The organism is Streptomyces sp. NPDC001568 (assembly GCF_042893755.1).
Taxonomy (GTDB): Bacteria; Actinomycetota; Actinomycetes; order Streptomycetales; family Streptomycetaceae; genus Streptomyces.
This window is the reverse complement of the sequence record NZ_JBIAVF010000010.1, coordinates 279,135-291,574: the sequence shown is the minus strand read 5'-3', so window position 1 is coordinate 291,574 and position 12,440 is coordinate 279,135. Positions and strand designations below refer to the sequence as shown.

The following is a 12,440-nucleotide window of genomic DNA, read 5'->3' as shown; positions in this document are numbered from 1 at the left end:
CCCCTCACCGCACCGTGCTCGTCGGTTCCGTCCCTTCCGGCGCCGTACGGCTGAGGAAGAGGGCGAACACCGGCGGCTGGGTCTGGAGCAGTTCCAGCCGGCCGCCGTCCGCTTCGGCGAGGTCCCGGGCGACGGCGAGGCCGATGCCCGTGGAGTTGCGGCCGCTGATGGCCCGCTCGAAGATCCGGTTGCCGAGGTCCGGCGGGACGCCGGGGCCCTCGTCGGTGACCTCCAGTACGGCCTGGTTGCCCGTGACCCTGGTGCGCAGCGCGACCGTGCCGCCCCCGTGCATCAGCGCGTTCTCCACGAGGGTCGCCAGCACCTGGGAGACCGCCCCGGGCGTGCCCACGGCGCGCATGCCGGTCCGCCCCGAGCGCACGATGGCCCGTCCGGCGCTGCGGTAGGCGGGCCGCCACTCCTCCACCTGTTGTTTGACGACCTCGTCCAGGTCGAAGAGGACCGCCGAGCCGGTGCGCGGGTCGCGGGAGTTCGTGAGCAGCCGCTGGACGACGTCCGTGAGCCGCTCCACCTGGGTGAGGGCGATGGTCGCCTCCTCCCGCACGGTCTCCAGGTCGTCGGTGACGGTGATCTCCTCCAGCCGCATCGACAGGGCCGTCAGCGGGGTGCGCAACTGGTGGGAGGCGTCGGCGGCGAGGCGCCGTTCGGCCGTGAGCATCCGTCCGATCCGCTCGGCGCTGGAGTCCAGCACGTCCGCGACCCGGTCCAGCTCGGGTACTCCGTACCGTTTGTGGCGGGGCCTCGGGTCGCCCGAGCCGAGGCGTTCGGCGGTTTCGGCGAGGTCGGTGAGCGGGGAGGCCAGCCGGTTGGCCTGGCGTACGGCGAGCAGTACGGCCGCCACGACGGCCAGCAGGGCCACCGCGCCGACCACGGCCAGCGTCCGCCCGACCTCCTTGGTGACCGTGGAGCGGTTCTCCTCCACCAGGACGGTCTCGCCCTGTTCGCCGCGCGCGGTGCCGCGGATGACGCTGCCCTCGATGCGGTGCCCGACCTCGACGACCTGCTGCCCGGGGACGGTGATGCGGGCGTACGTGCCGAGGTCCAGCTGTTCGGCGAGGGCCGCGGCGTCGATGGGTTTGCGCTCCAGGGCGTCCGCCTCGACGATGCCGAGCAGCCGCAGGGCCTCGGACCCGATCCGGTCCTGGGCACTGCTGGTGATGGTCCGGGTCTCCACGATGACCAGGGAGACCCCGAACACGGCGATCACGACGAGCACCACGGCGAGCGTGGAGTTGATCAGGCGGCGGCGCATGCCTTAGAGGATGCCCTAGGACGGGGCGGCGTCAGCTCTTCTCGAAGCGGAAGCCGACGCCGCGGACGGTGGCGATGTAGCGGGGATTGGCCGCGTCGTCGCCGAGCTTCTTGCGGAGCCAGGAGATGTGCATGTCGAGGGTCTTGGTGGAGGACCACCAGGTGGTGTCCCAGACCTCGCGCATCAGCTGGTCGCGGGTGACGACCCGGCCGGCGTCACGGACGAGGACGCGCAGGAGGTCGAACTCCTTGGCGGTGAGCTGGAGCTCCTCCTCGCCCATCCAGGCGCGGTGCGACTCGACGTCGATCCGCACGCCGTGGGTGGCGGGCGGCTGGGCGGTCTCGGCGGCGCCGCGCCGCAGCAGGGCCCGGACGCGGGCGAGCAGTTCGGCGAGCCGGAACGGTTTGGTCACGTAGTCGTCGGCGCCGGCGTCGAGGCCGACGACCGTGTCGACCTCGTCGGCGCGGGCGGTCAGGACCAGGATCGGGAAGCCGTGGCCTTCGGCGCGCAGCCGGCGGGCGACTTCGAGGCCGTCCATTCCGGGTAGCCCGAGGTCCAGGACGACGAGGTCGATGCCGCCCTGGAGTCCGGCGTCCAGGGCGGTGGGGCCGTCCTCCCGGACCTCGACCTCGTACCCCTCCCGGCGCAGGGCGCGGGCCAGGGGTTCCGAGATGGATGCGTCGTCCTCGGCGAGCAGTACACGCGTCATGTGGGTGATGTTAGTCCGCGGCGGGTCAAAGGAGAGGCCCTCCTGCGGGCCCCTCGCTATCTGTGCTTGCGCACGACCCCGCGCCTTCGAATATGGTCGATCGGTTCCCCCGGAACCTGTGATCCATCTCTCAAGTCCTTCCATATGCCGCAGTGTCGTGTCGTATGGTGGCGAGACGCCTCATGCACTACTCCGGGGATCCTTGTGCCGAAAAGCGAGCCAAGGACCTCAAATTCTGCTCTGGTCGGATTGCTCCGACCCAGATGACAGTGAATGACCTGTGGGCCGGGCCCTGCGCGCGAAGGTGCGCGCCGGGCGTGGATCCCGGTGACGGCTGACCCTTCGACTCCGGCACCCCGGAGGACGAGACCCCGGGCGTGGGGTGGGACATCCGTCGCCGGTGCCGGCCACCCCCCACCGGGCGCAGTTCGGCTCACGAAGCCGAGCGTCCCGAGCAAGCAAGGATCGACCATGGCTTCCAGCCTGACGACGGCTTCTCAGAGCCCCGCTCACGAGAAGACCCTCTTCGGCCACCCGATCGGCCTGGCCACGCTGTTCATGACCGAGATGTGGGAGCGGTTCTCCTACTACGGCATGCGTGCGCTCCTCGTCCTGTACTTGGTCTCCGGCGGTACGGACGCCGCGACCGGGAGCCAGGGCGGTGGCCTGGGCTACAAGATGGGCGCGGCCACGGCGATCTACTCCGTGTACGTCGCGATGGTCTACCTCATGGCCATGCCCGGCGGCTGGTTCGGTGACCGCGTCTGGGGCGCCCGCAAGACCGTCGCCATCGCCGGCTTCGTGATCATGGGCGGTCACGTGGCGCTCGCGCTGCCCGGCCAGATCGCGTTCTTCGTCGGTCTGCTGCTGGTCGCCATAGGTTCCGGTCTGCTGAAGGCCAACATCTCCACGATGGTCGGCCACCTGTACAAGGGTGCGGACGACCCGCGTCGTGACGGCGGCTTCACGCTGTTCTACGTCGGCATCAACCTGGGTGCCTTCGGTGCGCCGTTCGCGATCGGCACCGTCGGTGAGGTCGTCAACTGGCACCTCGGCTTCCTGCTCGCCGCGATCGGCATGGGTCTGGGCCTGATCGTGTTCCTGGTCTTCGGCCGCACCCTGAGCCCGCAGAGCAGCGTCGTCCCGAACCCGCTGTCCGCCACCGAGCGCAACGGCATCGTCGTCAAGGCCGTCATCGCCATCGCGATCGTCGCCGCCTTCTACGGCACCGTGACCGCCATGGGCATGTTCACGATCAACTGGGCGCTGTACCCGATCACCATCGCCGGTCTGATCATCCCGGTCGTCGTCCTGGCCCGCATCAAGCGCGACAAGGACCTCTCGGCTCCCGAGCAGTCGAAGATGTCCGCGTACATCTGGTTCTTCATCGCCGCCGCCGTCTTCTGGATGATCTACGACCAGGGTGGTTCCACCCTGTCGCTGTTCGCCGACTCCAAGACCGGCACGCTCTTCGGCTGGGACCCCTCCACCACCTGGTACCAGGCGCTGAACCCGCTGTTCGTCATGGCGCTGGCGCCGGTCTTCGCCTGGCTGTGGCTGTGGCTGGCCCGCAAGAACCAGGAGCCGAACACCATCGTGAAGTTCGCGATGGGTCTCGTCCTGGTCGGTGGCTCCTTCTTCGTCTTCGTCGTCCCGATGAGCATGGCCTCCGACGGCACCATGGTGTCGCCGATGTGGCTGGTCTCGATCTACATGATCCAGACCATCGCCGAGCTGTGCCTCTCCCCGGTCGGCCTCTCGGTCACCACGAAGATGGCCCCGCAGAAGTACGCCTCCCAGATGATGGGTGTCTGGTTCCTCGCGGTCACCGCCGGTGACTGCACGACGGGTCTGCTGTCGCTGGCCGGTGTGGACCTGAACGGCACCGGGATCATCGCCATGCAGGCGACGCTCGCCGCCGCCGCCGGTTTCGCGGTCTACATGTACCGCAAGCGCGTCCAGGCCCTGATGGGCAGCGTCCACTGACGCACCCGCACAGCAGAACGGCCCGGCACGCCGCAAGGCGTGCCGGGCCGTTCCGTCGTACGGGTGCGTCCGACGTCGTACGGGATGCCTACCTCGTGCCGCGCAGGCGGCGCCACGGGGTGAAGGCGAAGACGGCGCCGCCGAGCAGGATCACCGTGCCGGCGACCAGGGCGAGGGCCTGGATGCCGCCCTCGTCCTGCGCGCCGGTCTCGGCGAGCCCGCCCGAGGCGGCGGAACCGCCGGTGGTGGCTCCGGTGGTGCCGGCCGTGGTGGAGCCGCTGCCGCCCGGTTGGGCGGCGGTGTCCAGCTCCAGCGAGACGCCGCTGCTGGCCGCCTTGCAGGGCACGTTGATCGGGGTGGAACCCGGCGCCATCGTGACGTCGATCGTCAACTGGTCGGGGCTCAGCGTCACCTTGCCCGACTTTCCGGGCTTGTAGGTGCCGGTCATGTCACTGAGGTTGACCGGGGCCTTGTCGGGGATCGGCTCGGCGTTGGCCGGGCCGGAGACCTTGACGGTGCCGGAGTCGGCGCCGCCCAGCTTGACGTTCATCGAGGGCTTGAGCGCACCGGCCGGCAACGCCATGGGAGCGGCCATCGCCCCCTTGGCGGTCTTGACCGTGAGTTCGTAGTCACCGCCGTTCTTCTTGGCGTTGATCGTCACCGGCGTCTTGATGCCGCCGGGGACGACCGGACCGCAGTCGAAGGCGACCTCGACGGGCTTGCCCGGGAAGTCGGTCCCGCCTCCGCCGCCGCCGGTGGTGGAACCACCGGTGGTCGCGCCGCCGGTCGTGGTGCCGCCCGTGGTCGTGCCACCGGTCGTCGCGCCACCCGTGGTCGCGCCACCCGTGGTCGCCCCGCCCGTCGTCGCCCCGCCCGTGGTCGCCCCGCCCGTCGTCGCGCCGCCCGTGGAGCCCGCGGAGACGTCGATGGTGGCGCCTCCCGAGACGGTGCCCACCGGGGCGCACTTGGTGACGAAGGTGCCGAACGGGAAGGAGACGGCGACCTCGTACCGGCCCGGCGTCAGCGTGACCTTGCCCGCCTTGGTCAGCTTCAGCTTGCCCTTCATCGTCGACATGACCATGGGGGCCTTCTTCGGGATCTCCGGGTTCTTCTTCTCCCCGACGACCTTCAGTTCGCCCCCTCCCCCGCCCACCGTGAACCAGCCGGTGGGCACCACGGAGTCCTTCGGGATCACCATGAGGTCGGTGTTGTTGGAGGCGGGTTTGACGGTCTCCCACGACACGTCGACCTCGTCGCCCACCTTGGCCGTGGCCGGGGCCGTGATCTTGACGGTGCTCTCGCCCTCCACCGGGTCGCCGCCGCCCGCGGGCGGTACGCACTTGACCTTGTAGGTGGCATCGGCGGCCTGGGCGGGGGAAGCCGCCATGGCGATGCCCGCGCCGCCGAGCAGCAGCGCGACCAGGGCCGCGCTCGCCCTCCGTTGGGTGTTCACGAATGTCCCTTCGTTGTCGGACTTTGATCGGACGGTGCGGATGTCTGCGGTTGCTCAGCCGGCGCGTCCCGCGCCGGCGCCTGCTCCTCGGGGATGAACCACGGCAGGACCGCCGTGGGGGTCTGGGGGGCGGCCGGCGCGGAGCCCCGCGCGGCGGGGATCCTCGGCAGCCGGGCGGTCACCGCGGTGGCGGCGTCCGGGGCCTTCGCGCCGCGGTGGCGACCGCCGGCGGCCGGGGTGGCGCGCGGTCGGAGCCGGTCGACGACGGCCATCCCGGCCCGGAACAGCGCGGTCGGGACCACCACCAGGAGCAGGCCCCAGAACAGCAGCACCCCGTACGGACGGTCCACGCCCCACGGCTGGGCGGCGACCACCGTGTCCCCGTACTTGAGGGAGACGGTGTAGTCGCCGTGGGCTCCGGCGGGCAGGGCCACGTCCAGGCCGATCTCGGCCTTGCCACCGGGCGCGATGGTGCCCTTCCACCGGGCCTCCTCCCAGGTCGGGGCGAACACCCCGTGGGCGGTGCCGAGTTGGAAGACGGGGTCCTTGACGGGCGCCGAGCCCAGGTTCCCGACGGTGACGGTGAACCGGCGGGAGGGCGGGGCGCCGAACCAGGTCAGCACGCCGTCGTCGCCCCGGAGCCGGACCCCGGTGAGCATCGCGAGCCGGGCCGTCCCGGACTCGGCGGGCAGCGGGGCGCTCTCGTGGTCGGTGATCCGCAACGGGAGGGCGACGGTGGACTGGTCCCCGTTGACGGATGCCACGTTGACCACGCAGGGGCAGGGCTTGGGTGGTGCGACGACCTGGAGCCGGGCGGTGAAGCCCCCGTCGGCGGCGACCGCGACGGCGGCCCCGTCGGCGTTGGCGCAGCTGTTGGTGCCGCCGATCATGTTCTGGCCGCAGACCAGCAGCATCACCATGGTCTTGGCCCGCCAGCCGGTGCCGGTGACGGTGATCTCGGTGCCCTTGGCGGCCTCCTGGAGGGAGAGCGCCGCCGCGGCCTTGCTCTCGTCGGCGGCGGCGGGCGCGGCGGCGGGCAGCAACGCCAGGGCGAGCGCCGCCAGGGCCAGGGCGAGGAGGGGCAGGGCCTTCGCGCCCGGGGTGCGGCTCACCTGGATGCTCCCGTCAGCTCGTGGTGCGGTGCCCGGTCCGGGGCGGCGGCGGGTTCCGGCGGCGGCCGGTCGCGCGGGGCGCCCCGGGTACGGCGTACGAGGAGCAGCGCGGCCGTCGCCGTCCCGCCGAGCAGGAGCAGGCCGGCGCCGGTGAGGGCGGCGATGCCCCACGGCACGAACCACGCGGTGGCGGTCGCGGTGGCCGGGGCGGCGCCGGGCGCGGTGACGGTGACGGTGACGGCGACCCGGTCGAGGACCGGCGCGCCGGGCCACGGTTCGGTCAGCTCCACCCGCTGACCGGGCAGCAGTTCCACCGGCAGGGCGCGCGCGGCGCGGCCGGGGACCTCGCCGAAACGGCCGTCGGCGCGGATCGCGAGCTCGGGGGCGAGGGCGACGTTGCCCCGGTTGACCAGGGTGTACGCGACAGCGGCGGACGCGCCCTTGCCGAGCACGGACACGTCCTCGACGGTGAGGGCCGCCACCGCCGGGCCGCTGACCCGCAGGTGCACCCGTACGCCCACCTCGCGGCCGTCCTCGGCGGCGACGACGGCGGCCGGATGGTCGCCGGGCGCGGAGGCGGGCGGCACGGTGACGGTGAACGGGACGACGGCGCGGGTGCGGGGCGGGATCCGCACCGCGGCGGAGCCGCCGAAGCTGATCCAGGAGCCCGCGCCTGCGGACTCCCGGGCGGGGCGCACGGCGAAGGCGCCGTCCGCCGTGTTGTAGGCGTCGGCCCCGCGCAGGGTGACGGTGCGCTCCCGGTCGGAGGTGTTCGTCAGCGCGAGGCGGTCCTCCAGAACGGCTCCGGGGGTGCCCGCGAGGTAGAAGTAGGGACGGGCGGCGGCAGGCCGGCCGGACGCCGGTTCGGCGGTCCAACCGGGCTCGTCGGCGACCGCGGCCGGCGCGCCGCCCAGGAGCGCGGACGCGGCGAGCAGCACGACGCCGAGCCGCGCGAGGACACCGGACCGTCGAAGGACGCCGGGCCGCGCGAGGACACCGGGCCGTCGCAGGACGCCGGGCCGCCCGGCGGCGTCGAGCCGCCGGAGGGTGCCGGGCCGTGGGGGGACGGGGAGCAGGGGCATGGCCGGGGCTGCTCCGTTCAGGGCCGGGTCCGCTGGGCCTGCCGGCCGCGTCGGGTCAGCCAGAGCACGCCGGCGGCGCCCGAGAGCACGACGGTGGCACCGAGGGTGCCGAGCGCGATGGCGGACTCGGCGGGGCCGGTCTGCGGGAGGGTGCTCGGGGCGGAGCTCTGCCCGTTGCCGGGCTGCGGGGCGGGGTCCTTGGCTCCGCCGGCCGCCGTGACCTCCAGTTCGAGGGACGGCTTGGGACTGTTGCCGGGGGTGCAGGTGGTGGTGGTCCCCATGGCCTTGATGGTGAGGACCCCGGCGGTGAAGGTGACCTTGCCGCTCTTCTTCGGGGTGTAGGTGCCCGAGAGGTCGGTGATCCTGATGGGGGTGTTGGCGGGCACGGCCTCGGAGTTGGGCGCGCCGGAGACGGGCACCGAGACCTTCTCCGCCCCGTCGGCCAGGATGACCGCGCTGGGGCTCATGGCGCCCTTGCCCAGCTCGATGGGGCTGGAGGAGACGCCCCGTTGGAAGGACATCGTCAGCTTGTAGCCGTCGCCCTCCTTGACGGCCTTGATGTCGATCGGCGAGACCGCCGACTTGTCCCCGATCGGGGTCTGGCAGTTGTACTCGACGTCGATCACGGCGGCGTGGGCGGCGGGGGCGGTGAGCAGGACCGCCGATGCGGCCGCCGCGGAGGCCAGCGCGAGCGCGGTGGAACGTTTCCGGTCGGACACCTTCGTCTTCCCCTCGGGCCACAAGTTACTGACGACACATCAGATTGGTGGCTCAAGGTACGCCCGGGGCCTTACGGAGGGAAGACACAGGACGGCCCGGATCGGCGCCCTTTCGGCCGTACTGTTTCCGGCCGTTCGGGGCGCCGTGACGGCCTGGTCAGAGCGCCGTCGCGGCCCGGTCGGGGGGCCGGGACGGCCCGGTCGGCAGGCGGTGACGGCCCGGTCGGGGGCCGTCCGAAGCCCCGTCCGGGCCGTCGCGAACGGCGCGTCGGCGCGCGCCTCAGGCCGCGCGGACCCCGCGCTGCCACACCGCGGAGACGAGCGGGACGCCCGGGCGGTAGGCGAGGTGGACGTGGCTCGGGGCCTCGAGGAGGGCCAGGTCGGCGCGGGCGCCGGGGGTGAGCGTGCCGAGGTCGCCGCGGCGCAGGGCGCGGGCGCCGCCGGCGGTGGCGGACCACAGGGCCTCGTCGGGGGTCATGCCCATGTCCCGTACGGCGAGGGCGATGCAGAACGGCATGGAGCTGGTGTAGGACGAGCCGGGGTTGCAGTCCGTGGACAGGGCCACGGTGGCGCCCGCGTCGAGCAGCCGCCGGGCGTCGGGCCACTGCGCGCGGGTGGAGAACTCGGCGCCGGGCAGCAGCGTGGCCACCGTGGTCGCGGCCGCCTGGGCGAGGGCGTCGACGTCCGCGTCGGTGAGGTGGGTGCAGTGGTCGGCGGAGGCCGCTTCGAGCTCCACGGCGAGTTGGACGCCGGGCCCGTGGGAGAGCTGGTTGGCGTGGATGCGCGGGATCAGCCCGGCGGCGGCGCCCGCGGTGAGGATGGCGCGGGCCTGGTCGCCGTCGAAGGCGCCCTTCTCGCAGAAGACGTCCACCCAGCGGGCGTACGGGGCGCAGGCCTCCAGCATCTCGCCGGTGACGAGGTCGACGTACGCCGCCGGATCGTCGGCGTAGTCCGGGGAGACGATGTGCGCGCCGAGGTAGGTGACCTCCTCGGTGTGCGCGGCGGCGATGCGCAGGGCGCGGGCCTCGTCGGCGACGGTGAGCCCGTAGCCGGACTTGGTCTCGAAGGTGGTGGTGCCCTGGCGGCGGGCCTCGTGGAGGTGGCGCAGCAGGTTGGCTTCGAGTGCGGCGTCGGTGGCGGCGCGGGTGGCGGCGACGGTCGTGCGGATGCCTCCGGCGGAGTACGCGCGGCCGGACATGCGGGCGTTGAACTCGGCGGTGCGGTCGCCGGCGAAGACGAGGTGCGAGTGGGAGTCCACGAAGCCGGGGATGACGGCGCGACCCGTCGCGTCGAAGGCGGTGTCCGCGGCGGGGGCGTCCGCGGCGGGGCCGGTCCAGGCGATCCTGTCGCCCTCGATGACGACGGCCGCGTTCTCGATCAGGCCGAGGGCGGAGCCGTCGCCCACGGAGGGATCGTTGGTGACGAGGCTGCCGATGTTGGTGATGACGGTGGTGGTCATGCGTTCCTCTCGGGGGGTTCCCCACCCCGACCCTTCACCGTTCCCCGGGCGGAGCCCCCGTGGTGCCGGGGAAGGGGGCGTGGGCGTGGCTGGACAGGAGTCGGGGCCGGGACGGCGAGTCAGGCGCGCAGCGCCGCGATGGACTCGGACAGGGCGGACGGGACGTCCGGGACGAGGGCGTGGGCGCCGTCGCGGACGATGTGGCGGCCCGCGACCACGGTGTGCCGGACGTCCGACGCCGTCGCCGCGAACACCGCCGTCTCGGCGCCCAGGCGCGGGAGCGCCCCGGCCGTCCGGACGGAGTCCAGGGCGATCGTGGTGAAGTCGGCGAGCGCCCCGACCTCCAGGCGACCCGCGTCGGGCAGGCCGAGGGAGGCGTGGCCGTCGGCGGTGGCGGCGGTCAGCAGGGCGTTGGCCGTCCAGTGACCGCGGGTGCGGCTGCGCAGGCGCTCGTTCAGTTCCATCGCGCGGGCCTCTTCCAGCAGGTCGATCACCGCGTGGCTGTCGCTGCCGAGGGACAGCGGGCTGCCCGCCTGCTGGAGGCGGGAGGCCGGCCCGATGCCGTCCGCGAGGTCGCGTTCGGTGGTGGGGCACATGCAGGTGCCGGTGGCGGTGGCGCCGAGCAGGGAGATGTCGGCGTCGGTGAGGTGCGTGTTGTGGACGCCTGTGGTGCGGGCGCCCAGGACGCCGTGGTCGGCGAGGAGTTGGGTCGGGGTGCGGCCGTGGGCGGCCCGGCAGGCGTCGTTCTCCGCGGTCTGCTCGGAGAGGTGGACGTGCAGGGGTGCCTGCCGTTCCTCGGCCCAGCGGGCGACGGTGGCCAGGTGGTCGGCGGGGACCGCGCGCACCGAGTGGATCGCGGCGCCGATGCGGGCGTGGCCGCCGCCCTTGAGGGCGGAGGCGCGCTCCGCCCAGGCGTCGGCGGTGCCGTCGGAGAACCGCAGCTGGTGGGCGTTGGGGGCCTGGCCGAAGCCGGCCGCCAGGTAGGCGGTGTCGAGGAGGGTGATGCGGATGCCCGCCGCGTCCGCCGCCGCGATGAGGGCCTCGCCCATGGCGTTGGGGTCGGCGTAGGGGGCGCCGCCGGGGGCGTGGTGGACGTAGTGGAACTCGCCGACGTTGGTGATGCCGGCGAGGGCCATCTCCGCGTAGGTGGCGCGGGCGAGCGCGTAGTAGCTGTCCGGGGTGAGGTTCTGGGCGACCTTGTACATGAAGTCGCGCCAGGTCCAGAAGGTGCCGGAGCCGACCTGGACGGTGGAGCGCAGGGCCCGGTGGAAGGCGTGGGAGTGCGCGTTGGCCAGGCCCGGGATGGTCAGCCCGCGCAGTACCTCCGCCCCGGGGGGCGGGGTGTCGGCGCCGGTGAGCAGGCCGGTGATCCGGCCGTCGGCGGAGACGGCCAGGGTGACGCCCGGCTCGACGTGGGTGCCGAGCCAGGCGTGTTCGAGCCAGTACGTCGTGGGCGCGGTCACCTGCACGCCAGTCCTTCCAGTACGTCGGCGAGGGCCATGACGCCGGCCTCGCAGTCGTCCTCGGCGGCGAACTCCTTCGGGGAGTGGGAGACGCCGGTGGGGTTGCGTACGAACAGCATGGCGGTGGGGACGGTGGCGGAGAGGATTCCGGCGTCGTGTCCCGCGCCGGTGCCGAGGACGGGGACCGCTCCGCCGAGGATCCGGTTCATCTCGTCGCGCAGGGCGTGCTCGAACTCGACGACCGGGGTGAAGGACTCGCGGACGACGGCGAGGTCGATGCCGTCCTGGTCGGCGCGTTCGCGGGCCGCCTTCTCGATGGCGGTGACGACCGTGTCGAGGGTGGCCTGGTCGGCGGCCCGGGAGTCGAGCCAGCCGCGGACCAGGGACGGGATGGCGTTGACCCCGTTGGGTTCGACGGAGATCTTCCCGAAGGTGGCGACGGCGCCCGCGAGGGTCGCCTCCTGGCGGGCGGCCAGGACGGTCGCCGCGTACGTGAGCATCGGGTCGCGGCGGTCCACCAGGCGGGTGGTGCCCGCGTGGTTGGCCTCGCCGTGGAAGTCGTAGCGCCAGCGGCCGTGGGGCCAGATCGCGGAGGCGATGCCGACGCGGTCGCCGGAGAGGTCGAGGGCGCGGCCCTGTTCGACGTGGAGTTCGACGAAGGCGCCGATCCGGGCGAGGCGTTCGGGGTCGGCGCCGATCGTCTCCGGGTCGTAGCCGGCCTGTTCCATGGCCTGGGGCAGGCTGATGCCGTCCGCGTCGCGGAGTTCGTACGCCTTCTCCTTGGTCAGCTGTCCGGCGGCGAGCCGGGAGCCGACGCAGGCGAGGCCGAAGCGGGCGCCCTCCTCGTCACCGAAGTTGGTGATGGCCAGCGGCCGGGTGGGGCGCGCGCCGCGGGCGCGGAGCTCGTCGAGGGCGGCGAAGGAGGACACCACGCCGAGCGGGCCGTCGAAGGCCCCGCCGTCGGGGACGGAGTCCAGGTGGGAGCCGGTGACGACGGCGTCGCCCGCGAGGGGGTCGCCGAGCCAGGCCCACTGGTTGCCGTTGCGGTCGGTCTCGTACGTCAGGCCGCGCGCCTGGGCCTGCTCCTGGAACCAGGTGCGGCAGTCGGCGTCGGCGCCGGTCCAGGCGTAGCGGCGGTAGCCGCCGGAGTCCGGGTGGCGGCCGATGGGGGCGAGGTCGGCCCACAT

10 protein-coding genes are annotated in these 12,440 nt (G+C 73.2%); 1 reads left to right on the top strand and 9 read right to left on the bottom strand.

Going from position 1 to position 12,440, the window contains the following annotated elements; genetic code table 11:
- Positions 1-4 precede the first annotated feature (4 nt).
- The gene (locus ACFY0I_RS20460) at positions 5-1,270 is read right to left on the bottom strand and encodes an ATP-binding protein (protein WP_388897503.1); all 1,266 of its coding nucleotides are present in this window, start codon (positions 1,268-1,270) and stop codon (positions 5-7) included.
- A 31-nt stretch (positions 1,271-1,301) separates the two neighbouring features.
- On the bottom strand, positions 1,302-1,979 hold the full coding sequence (locus ACFY0I_RS20455) for a response regulator transcription factor (RefSeq protein ID WP_361598543.1): 678 nt from the start codon (positions 1,977-1,979) through the stop codon (positions 1,302-1,304).
- Positions 1,980-2,450: 471 nt separating this feature from the next.
- Here ACFY0I_RS20455 and ACFY0I_RS20450 point away from each other — a divergent pair, with 471 nt between their 5' ends.
- Entirely contained in the window at positions 2,451-3,965 is a 1,515-nt protein-coding gene (locus ACFY0I_RS20450) for a peptide MFS transporter (protein WP_388897501.1), read from the top strand.
- Between the two features lie 88 nt (positions 3,966-4,053).
- On the opposite strand, the gene ACFY0I_RS20445 is transcribed toward ACFY0I_RS20450, so the two are convergent.
- The 7 genes from ACFY0I_RS20445 to ACFY0I_RS20415 form a co-directional block, all read right to left on the bottom strand.
- Positions 4,054-5,352: a hypothetical protein gene (locus tag ACFY0I_RS20445; RefSeq protein WP_388897652.1), complete on the bottom strand. Its 1,299-nt coding sequence runs from the start codon at positions 5,350-5,352 to the stop codon at positions 4,054-4,056.
- 62 nt (positions 5,353-5,414) lie between these two features.
- Positions 5,415-6,530, bottom strand: coding sequence for a neocarzinostatin apoprotein domain-containing protein (locus tag ACFY0I_RS20440; protein WP_388897499.1), 1,116 nt, complete (start codon positions 6,528-6,530; stop codon positions 5,415-5,417).
- Positions 6,527-7,612 carry a hypothetical protein gene (locus ACFY0I_RS20435; protein ID WP_388897497.1) on the bottom strand — a complete coding sequence of 362 codons (1,086 nt, stop codon included), beginning with the start codon at positions 7,610-7,612 and terminating at the stop codon, positions 6,527-6,529. Before ACFY0I_RS20435 ends, ACFY0I_RS20440 begins: the two co-directional genes overlap by 4 nt.
- A gap of 17 nt (positions 7,613-7,629) precedes the next feature.
- Positions 7,630-8,331, bottom strand: a complete 702-nt coding sequence (locus ACFY0I_RS20430) for an LPXTG cell wall anchor domain-containing protein (protein ID WP_388897495.1) — start codon at positions 8,329-8,331, stop codon at positions 7,630-7,632.
- Between the two features lie 280 nt (positions 8,332-8,611).
- The gene (gene hutI, locus ACFY0I_RS20425) at positions 8,612-9,790 is read right to left on the bottom strand and encodes an imidazolonepropionase (protein WP_388897493.1); all 1,179 of its coding nucleotides are present in this window, start codon (positions 9,788-9,790) and stop codon (positions 8,612-8,614) included.
- Between the two features lie 119 nt (positions 9,791-9,909).
- Positions 9,910-11,253, bottom strand: coding sequence for a formimidoylglutamate deiminase (locus tag ACFY0I_RS20420; RefSeq protein WP_388897491.1), 1,344 nt, complete (start codon positions 11,251-11,253; stop codon positions 9,910-9,912).
- The gene (locus ACFY0I_RS20415; RefSeq protein ID WP_388897649.1) at positions 11,250-12,440 is read right to left on the bottom strand and encodes an allantoate amidohydrolase; all 1,191 of its coding nucleotides are present in this window, start codon (positions 12,438-12,440) and stop codon (positions 11,250-11,252) included. Before ACFY0I_RS20415 ends, ACFY0I_RS20420 begins: the two co-directional genes overlap by 4 nt.

Excerpts from the sequence above, each read along its gene's own strand:
- ACFY0I_RS20460 (WP_388897503.1), bottom strand. The coding sequence starts at position 1,270 with ATGCGCCGCCGCCTGATCAACTCCACGCTCGCCGTGGTGCTCGTCGTG.
- ACFY0I_RS20455 (WP_361598543.1), bottom strand. The coding sequence starts at position 1,979 with ATGACGCGTGTACTGCTCGCCGAGGACGACGCATCCATCTCGGAACCC.
- ACFY0I_RS20450 (WP_388897501.1), top strand. The coding sequence starts at position 2,451 with ATGGCTTCCAGCCTGACGACGGCTTCTCAGAGCCCCGCTCACGAGAAG.
- ACFY0I_RS20445 (WP_388897652.1), bottom strand. The coding sequence starts at position 5,352 with ATGGCGGCTTCCCCCGCCCAGGCCGCCGATGCCACCTACAAGGTCAAG.
- ACFY0I_RS20435 (WP_388897497.1), bottom strand. The coding sequence starts at position 7,612 with ATGCCCCTGCTCCCCGTCCCCCCACGGCCCGGCACCCTCCGGCGGCTC.
- hutI (WP_388897493.1), bottom strand. The coding sequence starts at position 9,790 with ATGACCACCACCGTCATCACCAACATCGGCAGCCTCGTCACCAACGAT.
- ACFY0I_RS20415 (WP_388897649.1), bottom strand. The coding sequence starts at position 12,440 with ATGTGGGCCGACCTCGCCCCCATCGGCCGCCACCCGGACTCCGGCGGC.